The organism is Streptomyces sp. NPDC002232, assembly GCF_042890295.1.
Classification (GTDB): Bacteria; Actinomycetota; Actinomycetes; order Streptomycetales; family Streptomycetaceae; genus Streptomyces.
In genome coordinates, this window is the sequence record NZ_JBIARV010000005.1 from 989447 (window position 1) to 1005782 (window position 16336).

The window sequence follows — 16336 nt, forward strand, 5'->3', positions numbered from 1 at the left end:
GTCAGATCCGGTACCCGGAGCCGGGGACCGTGACGATGACCGGAGGTTCGCCGAGCTTGCGGCGCAGGGTCATGACGGTGACGCGCACGACGTTCGTGAAGGGGTCGGTGTTCTCGTCCCAGGCCTTCTCCAGGAGCTGCTCGGCCGAGACGACGGCGCCCTCGCTGCGCATGAGGACCTCCAGGACCGCGAACTCCTTCGGCGCGAGCTGGACCTCCTTGCCCTCGCGGAAGACCTCGCGGCGGTTGGGGTCGAGCTTGATGCCGGCGCGCTCCAGGACGGGCGGGAGCGGGACCGTGGTGCGGCGGCCGAGCGCCCGCACGCGCGCGGTGAGCTCGGTGAAGGCGAAGGGCTTCGGAAGGTAGTCGTCCGCCCCGAGCTCCAGGCCCTCGACGCGGTCGCTGACGTCGCCGGAAGCGGTGAGCATCAGGACGCGGGTGGGCATGCCGAGCTCGACGATCTTGCGGCAGACGTCGTCCCCGTGGACGAGCGGGAGGTCGCGGTCCAGGACGACGACGTCGTAGTCGTTGACCCCGACGCGCTCCAGGGCCGCGGCGCCGTCGTACACGACGTCGACGGCCATGGCCTCCCGGCGCAGTCCGGTGGCCACCGCATCGGCGAGCAGCTGCTCGTCCTCGACGACGAGTACGCGCACGTCGTTTCCTTCCCGTTGAGCCGCTGTCCGGGGTGGGGACCGGCTGAAATCTGCGCACTGACTGTGCGTGTCCATCCTGCCCCGTACGCGCGTAAACCGGCTGTAAGACGGCGGTGCGGGGCCGGGGGCGGGAGGGGGGCGCGCGACGGGCGCGCGGGCCGGAGCGAAGAATTCACCGGATTCTCGGGCCAGTTGAGGTTTCTCTGAGGAAGGGGCTGGGGAGGACGACTTCACACCCCGTGATCACGCCCTGTATGTGGCGCGCCACCTACCGCTCTCTGTCCCCCAGAGTTCGCAGTGTGTGATCCACCCACCCTCGGCACACCCCCGTGCCACCGGACCCACGAGGAGGGGGCGCACGATGGACGCTTTCACCGCAGGACTGCTGCACCGCATCAGGACCACGCAGACGGACCTCACGCGGGCCCGTGAGACGGGCGACGACTACCTGGCGGAGGTGGAGCAGGCGGAGCTGGAAGACCTCCACCGGCTCGCCGCCGAGCACGGCGTGGAGGTTGCCGCGCCGGGCGTCTGACCCGTCCCACCGGTCCACCCGGGCCCACCGCCCGACACGGACACCCGTTCGATCCGTACCCGGTCTCCGACCCGCACCGTCGGGTCCGCAGGCCGTCCGTACGCACGGGGGCCCCGGTGCCGTCCTGGCACCGGGGCCCCCGTGCGTCCGTCTCCCGGCCCGCTAGGACGTGTCGTCAAACTCCCGTCTGCCCCGCGGGCGACAACGGGAGTGCGACGACCCCGCCCTAGTCGTGCCAGGCCCCCAGGTCCTCCAGGAGCTCCTGGAGGGGCCCGAAGAGGCCCGGAGAGGCCGCGAGGGTCAGCTCCCCGGACTCCGGCTCCCCGGGGCGGCCGCCCGTGCGGCCGCCGGCCTCGCGGGCGACGAGCGCGCCGGCCGCCAGGTCCCAGGGGTTGAGCCCGCGCTCGTAGTAGGCGTCGAGGCGGCCCGCCGCGACGTCGCACAGGTCGATCGCGGCGGAGCCCCCGCGGCGGATGTCGCGCACGCGCGGGATGACCCGCCGGGCCACCTCCGCCTGGTGCGCGCGGCGGGCCTGGACGTATCCGAAGCCGGTGCCGAGGAGGGCCTGGTCGAGCGGGGGCGAGGGGCGCACGGCGAGCCGCCGCTCCCCCGCGTACGCGCCGCCGCCGAGGACCGCCCGGTAGGTCTCGCCGCGCATCGGGGCCTCGACCACGCCGACGACGGTCTCGCCGTCGCGTTCGGCGGCGATGGAGACCGCCCAGGTCGGCAGGCCGTAGAGGTAGTTCACCGTGCCGTCGAGCGGGTCGATGACCCAGCGGATCCCGCTGGTGCCGGGGCTGGACGCGCCCTCCTCGCCGAGGAAGCCGTCCTGCGGGCGGTGCTCGGCGAGGAAGCCGGTGATCAGCTTCTCGGCGGCGATGTCCATCTCGGTGACGACGTCGATGGGACTCGACTTGGTCTTCGCCACGGCGAGGTCGTCCGGCCGTCCGTCGCGCAGCAGCGCTCCGGCGCGCCGGGCGGCCTCCAGGGCCAGGTCGAGCAGTTCGGTGAGCAGGGGGTCGGGAAGGTCGGTCACGCGGACTCCTTACGCGTACGGGCTGTCGGCGCCGGCCGCGGCGGGCCGATCGGCCCTGGCCGGGCAGCAGCCGATCGGGCAGAGGTCGTGCGAGGGGCCGAGGGCGCCGAGGGCGCACCGCTCGGCCCTGGTCCCCCGCTCGTGCGCGGCGCGCTCCAGGACGAGCTCGCGGACGGCCGCGGCGAAGCGCGGGTCGGCCCCGACGGTCGCCGAGCGCCGGACCGGCAGGCCGAGCTCGGCGGCCTTGGCGGTGGCCTCCGTGTCGAGGTCGTACAGGACCTCCATGTGGTCGGAGACGAAGCCGATCGGGACCATGACGGCGGCGGGCGCGCCGGCGCCGTGCAGCTCCTCCAGGTGGTCGCAGATGTCGGGCTCCAGCCACGGGATGTGGGGGGCGCCGCTGCGGGACTGGTAGACGAGCTTCCAGGGGTGGTCGGTCCCGGTCCGCTCGCGGACCGCGTCGGCGACAATCCGCGCCACGTCGAGGTGCTGGCGGACGTAGGCCCCGCCCTCGCCGTGCTCGGTGACCGGGCCCGAGCTGTCGGCGGCGGAGTCGGGGATGGAGTGGGTGGTGAAGGCGAGGTGGGCGCCGTCCCGTACGGCGGGGTCGAGCTCGGCGAGGGAGGCGAGGACGCCCTCGACCATCGGCTCGACGAAGCCGGGGTGGTTGAAGTAGTGCCGGAGCTTGTCGACCCGGGGCAGCGGGAGCCCCTCCGCCTCCAGGGTGGCGAGCGCGTCGGCGAGGTTCTCGCGGTACTGGCGGCAGCCGGAGTAGGAGGCGTACGCGCTGGTGGCGAGGACGGCGATGTGGCGCCGCCCGTCGGTGACCATCTCGCGGAGGGTGTCGGTGAGGTAGGGCGCCCAGTTCCGGTTTCCCCAGTAGACCGGCAGGCCGAGTCCGGCCTGCGCGAAGTCCTTCCGCAGCGCGTCGAGGAGCGCGCGGTTCTGGTCGTTGATCGGGGAGACGCCGCCGAAGAGGAAGTAGTGCTGCCCCACTTCCTTGAGCCGTTCCTTCGGGATGCCGCGGCCGCGGGTCACGTTCTCCAGGAACGGGACCACGTCGTCCGGGCCCTCGGGGCCGCCGAAGGAGAGCAGCAGCAGGGCGTCGTACGGGGCGGGATCGTGCTGATCGGACATGGCACCGATCCTCCCACCCGCCTCCGGCCGCGCGGGGCGCGGCCCTTCCGTGCCTGGCGGTCCGCACAAGCGTGCGTCCCCGCGTTCGTCCGAAAAACGAGGATGACCGATCGACTTCAACACCGTAGGCTTTAGCTATTAATTACACGTTTGACCAAGGACCTCACTTGCCCAGTCCCTACCGCGCGATCTTCGCGGCGCCCGGCACCGCATCGTTCTCCGTCGCGGGGTTCCTCGGCCGCATGCCGCTGTCCATGATGGGCATCGGCATCGTGACCATGATTTCGCAGGTCACCGGCCGGTACGGGCTGGCCGGCGCGCTCTCGGCGACGCTCGCGGCCTCCGCCGCGGTCCTCGGCCCGCTGGTCTCCCGCCTGGTCGACCGGCACGGACAGCGCAGGGTGCTCCGGCCGGTGACGCTGGTCTCCATGGTCGCGGCCGCCGGGCTCCTGCTGTGCGTGCAGCAGAAGGCACCGGACTGGACCCTCTTCGTCTTCACCGCCGTGATCGGCTGCGTGCCGAGCGTCGGCGCGATGATCCGCGCCCGCTGGGCGGAGATCTACCGGGGCGAGGAGCGGCGCCTGCACACGGCGTACTCCTGGGAGTCGATCGTCGACGAGACGTGCTTCATCTTCGGCCCGATCCTCTCCATCGGCCTGTCCACCGCCTGGTTCCCCGAGGCCGGTCCGCTCTTCGCCGGTGCCTTCCTGGCCGTGGGCGTCTTCTGGCTGACCTCGCAGCGCGCCACGGAACCGGCCCCCCACCCCCACCAGCGGGGCACCCGGGGCGTCTCCGCCCTCCGTTCCCCCGGCCTCCAGGTGCTCACCCTCGCCTTCGTCGCGACGGGCGCGATCTTCGGCTCGGTCGACGTGGTGACCGTGGCCTTCGCCGAGCAGGAGGGACACAAGGCCGCCGCGAGCCTGGTCCTGGCCGTCTACGCGCTCGGCTCCGGCCTGGCCGGTGCCGTCTTCGGACTGCTGCACCTCAAGGGCGATCCGTCCCGCCGGTGGCTCCTGGGCACCTGCGCGATGGCCGTGAGTATGATCCCCCTCCTACTGGCCGGGAACCTGCCGTTGCTGGCCGTGGCGCTCTTTGTCGCGGGCCTGTCCATCGCACCGACGATGGTGACCACCATGGCCCTCGTCGAAGCGCACGTACCGCGCACCAAGCTGACCGAGGGCATGACCTGGACGGGTACCGGGCTCGCCATCGGCGTGGCGCTCGGCTCCTCGGCCGCCGGCTGGGTGGTCGACGCGTCGGGGGCGGAGGCGGGGTACGTGGTGCCCGTCGTCTCGGGCGCGCTCGCGGCCGTGGTGGGTCTCCTCGGACACCGCCGGCTGCGCAGGCCGGTGCCGAACCGGGAGGGGCAGCGTGGGCACGACGACAGCAGCGGGGACAGCGGGGTCGGGGAGCGCCAGGACGGCGGGCAGCCCGTGGCGTAACTGGGCGGGGAACGTGACCTCCCGCCCGGTGCGGGAGGTGAGTCCGGCCTCGGCCGAGGAGCTCGCCGAGGCGGTGCGCCGGGCGGCCGAGGACGGCCTGCGGGTCAAGACCGTCGGCACCGGCCACTCGTTCACCTCGATCGCGGCCACCGACGGCGTGCTCGTCCGTCCCGGCCTGCTGACCGGGATCCGGCGGATCGACCGCGAGGCGATGACCGTCACGGTCGAGTCGGGCACCCCGCTGAAGCGGCTCAACGTGGCGCTGGCCCGGGAGGGCCTGTCGCTCACGAACATGGGCGACATCATGGAGCAGACCGTCGCCGGCGCCACCTCCACCGGCACCCACGGCACGGGCCGCGAGTCGGCCTCCATCGCCGCCCAGATCCGCGAGCTGGAGCTGGTGACGGCCTCCGGCGAGCTGCTGACCTGCTCGGCGAAGGAGAATCCGGAGGTCTTCGCGGCCGCCCGGATCGGCCTGGGAGCGCTCGGCGTGATCACCGCGATCACCTTCGCGGTGGAGCCGGTCTTCCTGCTCACCGCGCGCGAGGAGCCGATGACCTTCGACCGGGTCACCTCGGAGTTCGACGCGCTGCACGCGGAGAACGAGCACTTCGAGTTCTACTGGTTCCCCCACACGGACAACTGCAACACCAAGCGCAACAACCGCAGCGCGGGCCCGGCCGCGCCGCCCGGACGGATCAGCGGCTGGATCGAGGACGAGTTCCTCTCCAACGGCGTCTTCCAGCTCGCCTGCTCGCTGGGCCGCGCGGTGCCGCCGGTCATCCCGTCGCTCGCGAAGGTCTCCAGCCGGGCCCTGTCGGCCCGTACGTACACCGACGTCCCGTACAAGGTCTTCACCTCGCCGCGCCGGGTCCGCTTCCTGGAGATGGAGTACGCGCTTCCGCGCGCGGAAGCGGTCGCCGCGCTGCGCGAGCTCAAGGCGATGGTCGAGCGCTCGCCGCTCAAGGTGAGCTTCCCCGTGGAGGTGCGCACGGCGCCGGCGGACGACATCGCGCTGTCCACGGCCTCGGGGCGGGAGACCGCCTACATCGCCGTCCACCTGTACCGGGGCACGCCCCACCACGGGTACTTCACCGCGGTGGAGCGCATCATGACGGCGCACGGGGGCCGCCCCCACTGGGGCAAGGTGCACACCCGGGACGCCGCCTACCTGTCCGAGGCCTATCCGCGCTTCGCCGAGTTCACGGCGCTGCGCGACCGGCTCGACCCGGACCGGCTCTTCGCCAACGACTACCTGCGACGGGTGCTGGGCGACTGACGGCCGGCCGGGCGGCGGCGCGACCGGCAGTTCACTCGGCCCCCGTGCCCGGGACCTCGGTCGCGCCCGCGGCCGGCGCCGGGACCGACGGGACCTCCGTCGGAGCCTCGGTCGTCGGCTCCTGGGTCGGCGCGGTCGGTTCCGTCGTCGGGCCCGTCGGCGTCGGCGCGGGTGTGGGTGTGGTCGCGGTGCCGGTCCCGGAGGGGGTGGGCTCCGTCGACGGCGTCCCGGTGGCCGGCTCCCCACTCGGCGTGGGGTCCTCCGTGGGGGTGGCGGTGCCGTCCCGCCGTTGTCCGGTGCCGTCGGCGGATCCGGACGGGGCGGGGGCCGGCGCCCGGTCCCGCTCGGGGGTGTCACGGCCCGCGTCCCCGCCGCGGACGACGGAGCCGAAGGTGGTGGTGCCCTGCTTGCCGCTGAAGTCCTGGCCGGAGACCAGCTCGTAGGCGGTGATGCCGCCCATGGTGACGCCGAAGACGAGCGCGGCGGCGATCGCCGGGCGCTTCCAGCCCCGCACGCGCGTGCCGTGGGTGGTCGCCTCGCCGAACTCCTCGTCGGCCGGCTCGCCGGAGGGCAGCGGGCCCCGCACCGTACCGAGCATGAGGGTGCGGTCGTCCCGCGGAGCGGCCGGGACCGGGACCTGACGACCCTTCGGCCTGGACGCCGCGGTCGCGTCGCGCACCTGCTCGCCGGTGCGCCGGAAGAGGTGCTGGAAGAGCGGTCCGCCGCAGGTCGCGATGATGCTGATCACACCGGCGCCGAGGATCGTGCCGTACACGCCGAGGGTCGAGGCGAGTTTGGCGGCGATGACCGCGGCCAGGGCGCTGCCGGAGACCTGAGCCACGCTCAGGTCGATCCTTCTCCCCCCGCTCTTCGTCGCCTCCTCCGGCTCGTCCCTGTCGGTTTCCGGCCTGTGCAGCATCTCCGACCCCTGGTGATCCATCCGTTTGCCTTGCACCCAGAAGGGACATACGGGAGAAGCGATTAGTTCCGTTTCTGGTGTTTCTGTGAAGAGCGCCACGTACGGGGGAAGATCACGGACACTCAACTCCCGTACCGCCCGACAAGTTGAGCGGCGCGCCGGTCCACCCAGGTGGCCCGAATGGAGTACATTGACGAACCCTGGGTACCGGACGCCCTGACGGGTGCCCGGGAACACGGGGAGGGGGCCGGACACGGCGCTCGAACCGGCGGCGCCTCGGCACCGCGCGGGAATCGACTGCGGAGAGTGACAGCCAGTCACTCCGGGTAGTGAACAGGTAACCGTGCCATAACGGCGTCCCAGGGTCCATGCCCGACACGCCGGGCAACTCGGCAAGGTAGTGGCAGGCTGCACCCGGGCAGGCCACACTCGACTAGCGGAAGCAGCGACGCACGTGACGTCGGCAGGCACCACCCGGGAGGTCCCCATGCCCGAACTGCGTGTCGTGGCCGTCTCCAACGACGGCACACGACTGGTGCTGAAGGCTGCTGACAGCACGGAGTACACACTTCCGATCGACGAGCGGCTCCGCGCCGCCGTGCGCAACGACCGCGCGCGCCTCGGCCAGATCGAGATCGAGGTGGAGAGCCACCTCCGCCCCCGCGACATCCAGGCCCGTATAAGGGCCGGTGCCTCCGCCGAGGAGGTCGCCCAGCTCGCCGGCATCCCCGTCGACCGCGTGCGCCGCTTCGAGGGCCCCGTGCTCGCGGAGCGCGCCTTCATGGCCGAGCGCGCCCGCAAGACGCCGGTGCGCAGGCCCGGGGAGAACAGCGGGCCCCAGCTCGGCGAAGCGGTGCAGGAGCGGCTGCTGCTGCGCGGCGCCGAGAAGGACACCGTGCAGTGGGACTCCTGGCGGCGCGACGACGGCACCTGGGAGGTGCTGCTCGTCTACCGGGTCGCGGGCGAGGTCCACACCGCCAGCTGGACGTACGACCCGCCGAGGCGGCTCGTCCAGGCCGTGGACGACGAGGCGCGGGCCCTCATCGGCGAGACCGACGACACGATCGCCGCCGCCCCGGAGCCCAGCTTCCCCTTCGTGCCGCGTATCGCCCGGCTGCCCCGGGACAGGCCGCTCGACCGCGCCCTGGACCGCCAGATCGACCGGTCCGACCGCCAGCTGGAGCGGGCGCCCTCGCCCGTCGAGCCGGAGGACGAGCGGGATTCGCTGACGAGCCTGCTGGAGGCCGTGCCGAGCTTCCGCGGCGACATGGTGGTGCCCGAGCAGCCGGACGGCGAGCCGACCGACGAGCCGGAGGCGGAGGAGCCCCCGGCCCCGGCCGCCTCGGCGGGCGCGGGTTCGGCGTACGCCGACGTCCTGATGCCCCGGGCGGTCTCGGGCCACCGGGACCGGCTGCACGGCGCCACCGACCGCCAGGCGGAGGCGGACGGCGTCCGCCCGGGCCGCCGCGCGGCCGTGCCGAGCTGGGACGAGATCGTCTTCGGCACCCGCAGGAAGAAGCAGGACTGACCGCCGTAGGCACGTATGTGTACGGGAAGGGCCCGCGCCGTCGGACGGCGCGGGCCCTTCCCGTACGGCCGGAAGGTCACCCTCTCCGGGACCGCAGTGCCGCGTACCGGCCGGGTGGTTACCTCGGGTCCGGGCCCGTGGCGACCGGCCGGGCCGGGTCGGCGGACCACTCCGACCAGGAACCGGCGTAGAGGCCCGCCGGGATGCCCGCGATCTCCAGGGCGAGCACCTCGTGGGCGCCCGACACGCCCGAGCCGCAGTAGACGGCCACCGGCGTCCCCTCGCCCGCGCCGAGGGCGGTGAAGCGGTCCCGCAGGACGTCGGCGGCCAGGAAGAGGCCCTCCGCGTCGACGTTCTCCGTCGTCGGCGCCGAGACCGCGCCCGGGATGTGCCCGCCGACCCGGTCGATCGGCTCCACGTCCCCCCGGTAGCGCTCGGCCGCCCGCGCGTCCAGGAGCAGCCCCGTACCCGGGAACGCCGCCGCCGCGTCGGCATCGAGCAGTCCGAGTGCGCCCGGCTCCGGCCGGAAGTCGCCCGGCTCGGGGGCGGGGACCTTCTCCGTGACCTCGCCGGTCCAGGCCGCGAGGCCCCCGTCCAGGACCCGCACGTCGGGGTGGCCCGCCCAGCGGAGCAGCCACCAGGCGCGGGCCGCGCCCCAGCCGAGCCCCCCGTCGTAGACGACGACCGGCGCGTCCGCCGAGACGCCCGCCCGGCGCATCACGGCGCCGAAGGCCTCCGGGTCGGGCAGCGGGTGGCGGCCGCCGCTCCCGGGCGGGCCCGCGAGGTCCGCGTCGAGGTCGACGTAGACCGCGCCGGGAAGGTGGCCGGCCTCGTAGGCGGGCCGCCCGGGCGGGCCCCCGAGCGTCCAGCGGACGTCCAGGAGGACCGGCGGCCTCGGCCCGGCCGACTCGCTCAGCAGTTCGCTTGCGGAGATGATGGGGTTCATGGGGGTCATCCTCGCGCAGCCGCGCCGCGCGCGGGGACGGACCCGGCGGCCCGCGTACGGATCGCGCCACGACCGGTGCGGCCGGGACGCGCGGCGACGCCGTCGGTGGCACCATCGGACGGGGAAACGGCCACGACGATGGTCCGAGGAGAGAGTGACGATGACCGAGGCGGCTCCGCGATCGCCCGGCACACCCTGCTGGGTGAGCCTGATGGTGCACGGACTTGACGCCACCCAGGAGTTCTACAACGCGCTCTTCGGCTGGGAGTTCGTCCCCGGGCCCCAGCAGCTCGGCCCGTACGTGCGCGCCCTGCTCGGCGGCAAGGAGGTGGCGGGCATCGGCCAGCTGCCGCCGGACCGGCACCTGCGCATCGCCTGGACCCCGTATCTGGCCACCGACGACGCCGACGAGACCGCCGAGCGCATCCGCGGCTGCGGCGGCACCGTCGCCGTCGGCCCGCTGGACGCGGGCGAGGCGGGCCGCATGGCCCTCTGCTCCGACCCCGTCGGCGCGGTCTTCGGCGTCTGGGAGGCGGAGGAGCACCACGGCACGGTGATCGCCGGGCCACCGGGGACACCGGTGTGGAACGAGCTCCTCACGTACGAGACGTCCGCGACCGGCAAGTTCTACCGGTCGGTCTTCGGCTACGAGGTGGAGCCGGTCGTCTCCGCGGACCACGACTACGCGACGCTCCATGTGGCGGGGGCCCCGGTGGCCTCGCTGCACGGTGTCGGCGACGCGCTCCCCCGGGACCGGGGCCCGCACTGGATGACGTACTTCGAGGTCGCCGACACGGACGCGGCGGCGGCCCTCGTGCTGGAGCTCGGCGGCCGGGTGCTCCGCCCGCCGCGCGACGGCACGGCGGGACGGCTGGCCCTGGTGGCGGACCCGGAGGGCGCGGTGTTCACCCTGGTGCGGTCGGGCGAGCGCTGAGCGTTCCGGTGAGTGCCGGGTGTGTCGGCGAGCGCTGAGCACCGAGTGTTTCGACGAGTGCTCAGCCTTCCGGTGAGCGAGCGCTGAGCCCTCCGGTGCCGGCGCCCTCGGCTCAGGCCCGTCGGCTCCGTGCCAGGCTCCGGCGCAGCCGGGACGTGCCCGTCGGGGCGGGGCCGCCGCCGGGCAGTCCGAGCTCGGTCAGGCGCTCGACGGTGAAGTGGTGCGCGGTGCCGGGCTCGGCGTGGTGCTCCGCGAGGAAGGCGACGGCCTCAGCGCGCAGCCCCGGATGGACCTTGTGGCGCATGCAGTAGCCGACGGCACGGACCAGCGGCGTCAGCGAGGCCGGTGCCACACCGGGCAGGGCGGGTTCCTCGCCCCCCTCCAGGTCCGCGACCAGGTGGTCGACGACGGTGAGCGGGACGCGGTTGCTGTTCTCGAAGGGGGTGAGCCGGGCGAGGACCTCCTCCGTGCCCACGCGCGCGATGGGGACGCCGTAGTAGACCGCGGCGGTGATCATCGCCGTGGAGAAGCAGCCGACGACCAGTTCCGGCCGGCAGCGCTCGTAGAAGGTCTCGGCGAGCAGGGGTCCGTCCAGGACCGTGAGGCGTACGCCGCTCCGCTCGGCCTCCTCGTCCAGGGCCTGGGAGTAGCGGGCGGGCGCGGTCGGGTGGGGCTTGAAGACGATCGAGCGGTGCCCGGCCGCGGCGGCCCCGCGCAGCATCCGTACGTGCAGGTCCTCCTCCTCCTCGGCGGTGAGGAGGGACAGGGCGGCGAGGTACTGGCCGAGGAGCAGCGCCGTCGGCTCCGCCGAGGCGGCGCGGACGATCTCCGGGTCGCCGGCCGCGTCCTCGGCGATCTCGGCGAGCACGGCACGGAAGGCGGCGTCGGGCACGAGCTCGGACTCGACCCCGTACTCGGTGAGGAGGAGGGGCCGCAGCCCCGGCACGAGGTCGAGGTGGAGGACCCGGCGCACGCGGCAGGCGATCGACTGCGCGAGGTCGGAGCGGGTCGGGCCGTAGCTCATGAGGCCGTCGGCGTAGACGTGCACGGTGCTCTCGGGGAAGGTGCCGGCGAGCGCCTTGGCCGGGTTGACCTGGATGGATTCGACGATCAGCTCGACCGGACCGGTGCCCAGGTCCCAGGCGGTGCGCAGGACGCGCTGCCAGAGCGGCGCCTCTTCGGGGCGGGGGGCCCAGGCGGCGGGGTGGTACGGGCGGATCGTCTCGTTCCAGTCGAGGGTGCCGTCGAAGCGGGCGGCGATCCGGCCGTACCCGGTCATGGTCTCCAGGCGCAGCGCGGTCTCGGGGATCTCGGCGTTGTGCGAGAGGAGCAGGAGCCTGCGGGCGGAGCCGCGGGGGCCGAACTGTCCGGCGTCGAGCGCGGCGGCGAGGGTGGCCGCTCCGTACAGGGTGGAAGCCTGGAAGATCTGGACCGGCAGATCGGCGGCGGGCTCGGGGGCGGGTGCCATGGGTCAGGCGGTCCTTCCGGTGTCGCGCAGGCTCCGGAGGAGGGTGCTGCGGGGGGTGTCCATGGTGGCGAGGGTCTCGTCGAGGACCTCCCGCGGCATGCGGTGCAGGGCGTCGCGGACGTCGGCGCGCAGCTTCGCGGCGACGGCGGGTTCGTACGTGTCGCCCTTCGCCATGTGGAAGGCGATCATCGCGCAGTACGTGCGGACCGCCTTCGGGAGGAAGCGGTCCGCCTCCCGGTCCCGCGACACGTCGTCGAGCAGCAGGTCGTACGAGGGGATGAAGTCCAGCTGCCGGTTGTCGGTGATCTGGGTGAGCGAGGTGGTGACGCCCCGCCGGTAGAAGACCCCGTGCAGGGAGAGCGCGGCGAAGGTGCGCGCCTTGAGGTGGAGCCGCCAGATCCAGAGCCGGTCCTCGGCGGTCCGCAGCGAGGTCTCGAAACGGGATTCCCCGTTCTCGAAAAGGCGCCCGCTGTAGATTCCGAAGGGAACGAAGGGATAGTCGACCATCGTGACCATGCTGGCCGGAGAAATGCCGTCCCGGGGGTCCATCACGGCGTCGCGCCGCTTGGCCGGGGCATAGCGGATCTGCCGCTTGCGTCCTTCCGAGAGGACGTGGTCGGTACGGGCGAAGTCGCAGTCGAGGCGGGAGATCCCGGCCACGGCGGCGCTCAGGTGACCGGGCGCGTACCAGTCGTCGCCGTCGAGAAACGTGAGGTAGTCGCCGCGCGCCGCGTCGATTCCGGTGTTGCGTGCCTGGGCGACGCCCTGGTTCGTCTCGTGCCGTATGACGGTGGCGTTCGGCAGCCGGTCGCGCCAGCGGTCGAGGATCTCCGGGGTGTCGTCCGTCGAGCAGTCGTCGATCAGCAGGAACTCGAATTCCGGATCCGCGTTGTTCGCCAGACTGCGCAAGGTGTCGGGCGCGTAGGCCCCGACATTGTGGAACGGTACGACGACGGACAGTTTCGGCACTCGGGATCCCCACACTGATTCGAACAATGGAACGCCGTTACGGCGGGCACAGTAACGACCGACTTCTCCCGGGGAACGATCCACGCGTGCACTCCGGGTGAACTCTTGTCGTCTCCGGCGCGAACCGCCGTCACCGGCGGGCCCGTCGCCGGTGCAGGACGGCCGTCGCCGCGAGCGCGAGGAGCGCCGCCCCGCCGACCGCGCCGCCGAGCGTGATCCCCGGCGGCCGGAAGGAGCAGCTGACCGTGGTCGCCCGACCGTCGAGGGGAACGGCGACGAGGCCCTGGTACGCGCGCGCGGGGCGGGCGTCCGCGTCTCCGGCGGCGCAGCGCCAGCCGGAGACGCGCGGGGCGGCGAGGACCGCGACGCCCTCGCTGCCCGGGGGTAGTTCGGCGGTGACGGTGTGTCCGTCGGCACGCACGCGCGTGGCGCCGGTGGCGGTGAGCTCCCGCACGGCGGAGTCCAGCCGGGCCCGGACCAGGCAGCCGACCGGCTCCCGGGGCAGCCGCAGCTTGCCCTCGGGCCCGAGGTCGATCCGTACCGCGCCGGATTCCGGGACGGTGCCGAGGGCCTGCATGGGGGCGCGCACGGAGGGCGACTTGCCGTCGAAGGACACGGGCCGCTCCCCCGCGAGGGCCGCCGTGCCCCGGTACTCGGGCGCCCAGAACCAGACCTGGGAGCCGGCGGGGCAGCCGGCGGTGAGGGTGCGTCCGGTGCGGCGCGGGGCGGGCAGCTCGTACACGTCGGCGCCCAGGAGGCGTTCCTGCCGTGCGAACGCGGAGTCGCCGGGGTGCGTGGCCGGGCGCCCCGGCGGGCGGACGGTGATCAGCGGCGGGACGGGGGTCGTGGTGACGGTGACCGTGGCGCGGGGCGGGGCGTCCTGCCGTACCGGCTCCGTGGGCTTCGAGCGCAGCCGGGTGCCGATGGAGAAGAGGGCGTCGGCGACCGGGTTGTCGAGGGTGACCGGGTGGCGGCCCTTCGCGTAGTACCCGAAGCCGAGGGAGGACAGGGTGCGGGACGTGACGTCCGAGGTGAGGCTGCTGTAGTAGTCGGCGCCCTGCCCGCCGACGAGCAGCACGTCGTTGCCTCCGGGGACCTCTCCGGGGTCCGTGCGGTGGCGCGGCCAGTCGTCCGCGCGGGCCACCTCGGCGGCGGCGGTCGTGTGCCAGGGGCCGACCCGGGGGGACCAGGAGACCTTGCTCCGCTGCTGCTCCTCGATCCGCTTCCCGGTGACGGCCACCTCGCCGGCCTGGGCGCCGGCGAGGAGCAGCACGGCGAGGACGGGCAGCACGCGCGCGGTGGACCGGCGGCCGGCCGCCAGGGCGAGGAGGACGGCGGTGAGCGCGAGGAGCGCGGCCGCGCCGGACGCGGGGAAGGTCCACCGGTCGATGTCGACGCTGCCCCGGGCGGCCCACGCCAGGGCCCCGAGCAGCGCCCCGCCCGCGAGCAGCGCCGGTGGCCCAGGGACGCCCCGGGCGGCCGAGAACCAGGCGCCGATGAGCAGGAGGCCGCACAGGACGAAGGTCTGGCGGTACGGGATGCCGTTCGGCGACGCGCCCGCGTGCCACAGCAGATGGGTGGGCTCCCACTGGAGGGAGAGCGTCACCAGGACGATCGCGGCCGTCCAGCCCGCCCGGACACGGGGGGCGACGGCGCGGTTGAAGGGCAGGGTCAGGGCCAGCGCCAGGGCGGGCGTGCCGATGTAGAGGGCGGGGCTGGCGACGCTCGCGGTCGCGGGCAGGAAGCGGGCGAGGACATCGGTCCAGGCCGCGGGCGCGAAGGTGGTCTCGGGCGTCGGGTCGGCGACCTTCGTGGCGAGGAAGACGACCACGACCAGGGGCGCGGCGAGCCCGATGCCGATGAGGACGCTCCGGGCGGCGCGCAGGGCCCCGGCGAGGCGCTCCCGGGCTCCGGCGGTCTCCTCGGCGGTGAGGAGGCGGACGGCGAGGACGACGGCCGCGCCGAGGGTCGCCATGTACGCGGTGTAGAAGTTGGCGATCCAGGCCAGGGCGACGACCAGGGGGCCGAGGACGGGACGGCGGCCGGTGCGGGCCCACTCGCCGACCAGGCAGAGCAGGGGGAAGGCGACGAGGCCGTCGAGCCACATCGGGACGGTGGCACCGAAGTTCAGGGTCCAGCCGGAGAGGGCGTACGCGGTGCCGAGGACGGCCGCGACCGGCCAGGGACCGGGGCGCAGTCGCAGGAGCAGGAACGCCATGGCGGCCGCTGCGGCGCTGATCTTGGCCGCGGTCACGACGTAGAGCGCGAGTTCGACGCGGTCCGCCGGGAAGAGGACGACGAGCAGGTCGAAGGGGCTGCTCAGGTAGGTGCCGATGTCGCCGAGGAAGTTGGACCCGAAGCCGGAGTTCCAGTTGAGGAAGGCGTCCCCGTGGGTCTCGCCGAGCAGGAAGGAGCGCCAGTAGGCGTGGTACGGCAGGTACTGCTGGCCGAGGTCGACGACGTTCCGGGTCACCGGCCCGAAGGGGTACGTGCGGGAGAGGCGGGTGGCGAGGCAGAGCAGCGCGGCGGTGAGCAGGGCGGCGGCGGCCGGGGCCCGCAGGGCCGCGAACCGCCGCCGGTCACCGCCGTGCTCCTCGCGTACGGTCCCGTGCTCGGGGTCCTCGACGTACACGGCCTCGGCGGCGGGTGGCACACATCCTCCAGGGGGCGCACTGCGGGCAGCGGCCCGGAGGGGTCGTCACGGGCCGACCGCCATTACCGCCGAGGCGGGCGACCCGCAACCGATCGGCAGGCGCTCTTCAGGCACACCCCGGGTGAACTCCGGGTGCCGGTGCCCTCGGTGGCGGCCGCGGGCGTCAGGCGACGGGCGCGGGGGCGACGAGCTCGTCCACCGTGCGGGCCACCGTGCCGAACAGGTCCCGGACGGTGGTGAGGCTCGCGGCCTGGAGGACCTCCGACGGCTGCACGCTGCCGTCCGGGGCCTCCAGGGGGCGGGTCGCGGTGGCCTCGGCGACGACGGTCGGGCGGTAGCCGAGGTTGAAGGCGCCCTGGGCGGTGAAGAGGACGCACATGTGGGTCATGAAGCCGGCGATGACGAGGTCGCCGGTCACGCCCAGGTCCTTCAGGGTCTCCTCCAGGTCGGTGGCGTGGAAGGCGTTGGGGAACTGCTTGACGACGACCTTCTCGCCCTCGACCGGGGCGACTTCGTCGCTGATCGCGCCGATCTCGGCCCGGATGTCGTACGGGGTGCCCTCGCCGCCGTCGTTGACGATGTGGACGACGGGGGCGCCCGCCGCGCGGGCGGCGGCGAGGAGCCGGGCGCCGGCGGCGAGGGCCCGCTCGGCTCCGTCGAGGCGCATGACGCCGGTGCGGTAGGTGTTCTGGAAGTCGATCATGATCAGCGCGGACTCGCCGAGGCGGGGCAGCTCCTGGGGCAGGCCGATGACGTCGCGGAGGGTGGTGGAGGCGGTCATGGGGTGTTCCTTTCGACGGGTGTCCGGAGGGACGGAAGGGCAGGGGGTCTGAGG

The 16336-nt window shown here is 73.8% G+C and carries 14 protein-coding genes; 5 read left to right on the forward strand and 9 right to left on the reverse strand.

Going from position 1 to position 16336, the window contains the following annotated elements:
• Window position 1: 1 nt before the first annotated feature.
• Window positions 2–655, reverse strand: a complete 654-nt coding sequence (locus ACFYXU_RS27520; RefSeq protein ID WP_017237674.1) for a response regulator transcription factor — start codon at window positions 653–655, stop codon at window positions 2–4.
• A gap of 361 nt (window positions 656–1016) precedes the next feature.
• On the opposite strand from ACFYXU_RS27520, the gene ACFYXU_RS27525 reads away from it, so the two are divergent.
• Complete coding sequence (locus ACFYXU_RS27525) at window positions 1017–1190, forward strand: hypothetical protein (protein ID WP_015036717.1); 174 nt, start codon at window positions 1017–1019, stop codon at window positions 1188–1190.
• Window positions 1191–1416: 226 nt separating this feature from the next.
• On the opposite strand, the gene ACFYXU_RS27530 is transcribed toward ACFYXU_RS27525, so the two are convergent.
• Both ACFYXU_RS27530 and ACFYXU_RS27535 read right to left on the reverse strand, forming a co-directional pair.
• A complete protein-coding gene (locus ACFYXU_RS27530; protein WP_376510189.1) occupies window positions 1417–2226 on the reverse strand; it encodes an inositol monophosphatase family protein in 810 nt (269 codons plus the stop codon).
• 9 nt (window positions 2227–2235) lie between these two features.
• Window positions 2236–3363 carry a ferrochelatase gene (locus ACFYXU_RS27535; RefSeq protein ID WP_389408435.1) on the reverse strand — a complete coding sequence of 376 codons (1128 nt, stop codon included), beginning with the start codon at window positions 3361–3363 and terminating at the stop codon, window positions 2236–2238.
• Between the two features lie 167 nt (window positions 3364–3530).
• Between ACFYXU_RS27535 and ACFYXU_RS27540 the strand changes: the two genes are divergently transcribed.
• Together ACFYXU_RS27540 and ACFYXU_RS27545 are read left to right on the forward strand one after the other, a co-directional pair.
• Window positions 3531–4805, forward strand: coding sequence for an MFS transporter (locus ACFYXU_RS27540; RefSeq protein ID WP_376510190.1), 1275 nt, complete (start codon window positions 3531–3533; stop codon window positions 4803–4805).
• Window positions 4735–6084 (forward strand): D-arabinono-1,4-lactone oxidase, encoded by a 1350-nt coding sequence (locus ACFYXU_RS27545; protein ID WP_376510191.1) that lies wholly within the window; start codon window positions 4735–4737, stop codon window positions 6082–6084. Before ACFYXU_RS27540 ends, ACFYXU_RS27545 begins: the two co-directional genes overlap by 71 nt.
• 31 nt (window positions 6085–6115) lie before the next feature.
• Here ACFYXU_RS27545 and ACFYXU_RS27550 read toward each other — a convergent pair whose 3' ends face one another.
• Window positions 6116–6925, reverse strand: coding sequence for a hypothetical protein (locus ACFYXU_RS27550; RefSeq protein ID WP_389460435.1), 810 nt, complete (start codon window positions 6923–6925; stop codon window positions 6116–6118).
• Window positions 6926–7457: 532 nt separating this feature from the next.
• Here ACFYXU_RS27550 and sepH point away from each other — a divergent pair.
• Window positions 7458–8531, forward strand: a complete 1074-nt coding sequence (sepH, locus tag ACFYXU_RS27555; RefSeq protein ID WP_361404162.1) for a septation protein SepH — start codon at window positions 7458–7460, stop codon at window positions 8529–8531.
• A gap of 118 nt (window positions 8532–8649) precedes the next feature.
• Here the strand turns inward: sepH and ACFYXU_RS27560 are convergent, their stop codons facing one another.
• On the reverse strand, window positions 8650–9477 hold the full coding sequence (locus ACFYXU_RS27560) for a sulfurtransferase (RefSeq protein WP_389460438.1): 828 nt from the start codon (window positions 9475–9477) through the stop codon (window positions 8650–8652).
• A gap of 160 nt (window positions 9478–9637) precedes the next feature.
• Here ACFYXU_RS27560 and ACFYXU_RS27565 point away from each other — a divergent pair, with 160 nt between their 5' ends.
• Window positions 9638–10411 carry a VOC family protein gene (locus tag ACFYXU_RS27565; RefSeq protein WP_376510197.1) on the forward strand — a complete coding sequence of 258 codons (774 nt, stop codon included), beginning with the start codon at window positions 9638–9640 and terminating at the stop codon, window positions 10409–10411.
• A gap of 112 nt (window positions 10412–10523) precedes the next feature.
• Here the strand turns inward: ACFYXU_RS27565 and ACFYXU_RS27570 are convergent, their stop codons facing one another.
• The 4 genes from ACFYXU_RS27570 to ACFYXU_RS27585 form a co-directional block, all read right to left on the reverse strand.
• Window positions 10524–11879, reverse strand: a complete 1356-nt coding sequence (locus ACFYXU_RS27570) for a polysialyltransferase family glycosyltransferase (RefSeq protein ID WP_376510199.1) — start codon at window positions 11877–11879, stop codon at window positions 10524–10526.
• A 3-nt stretch (window positions 11880–11882) separates the two neighbouring features.
• Window positions 11883–12848, reverse strand: a complete 966-nt coding sequence (locus tag ACFYXU_RS27575) for a glycosyltransferase family 2 protein (RefSeq protein WP_376510201.1) — start codon at window positions 12846–12848, stop codon at window positions 11883–11885.
• Window positions 12849–12978: 130 nt separating this feature from the next.
• On the reverse strand, window positions 12979–15501 hold the full coding sequence (locus ACFYXU_RS27580) for a YfhO family protein (RefSeq protein WP_389460440.1): 2523 nt from the start codon (window positions 15499–15501) through the stop codon (window positions 12979–12981).
• Between the two features lie 163 nt (window positions 15502–15664).
• Window positions 15665–16282 (reverse strand): isochorismatase family protein, encoded by a 618-nt coding sequence (locus ACFYXU_RS27585; RefSeq protein ID WP_361404139.1) that lies wholly within the window; start codon window positions 16280–16282, stop codon window positions 15665–15667.
• Window positions 16283–16336 lie beyond the last annotated feature (54 nt).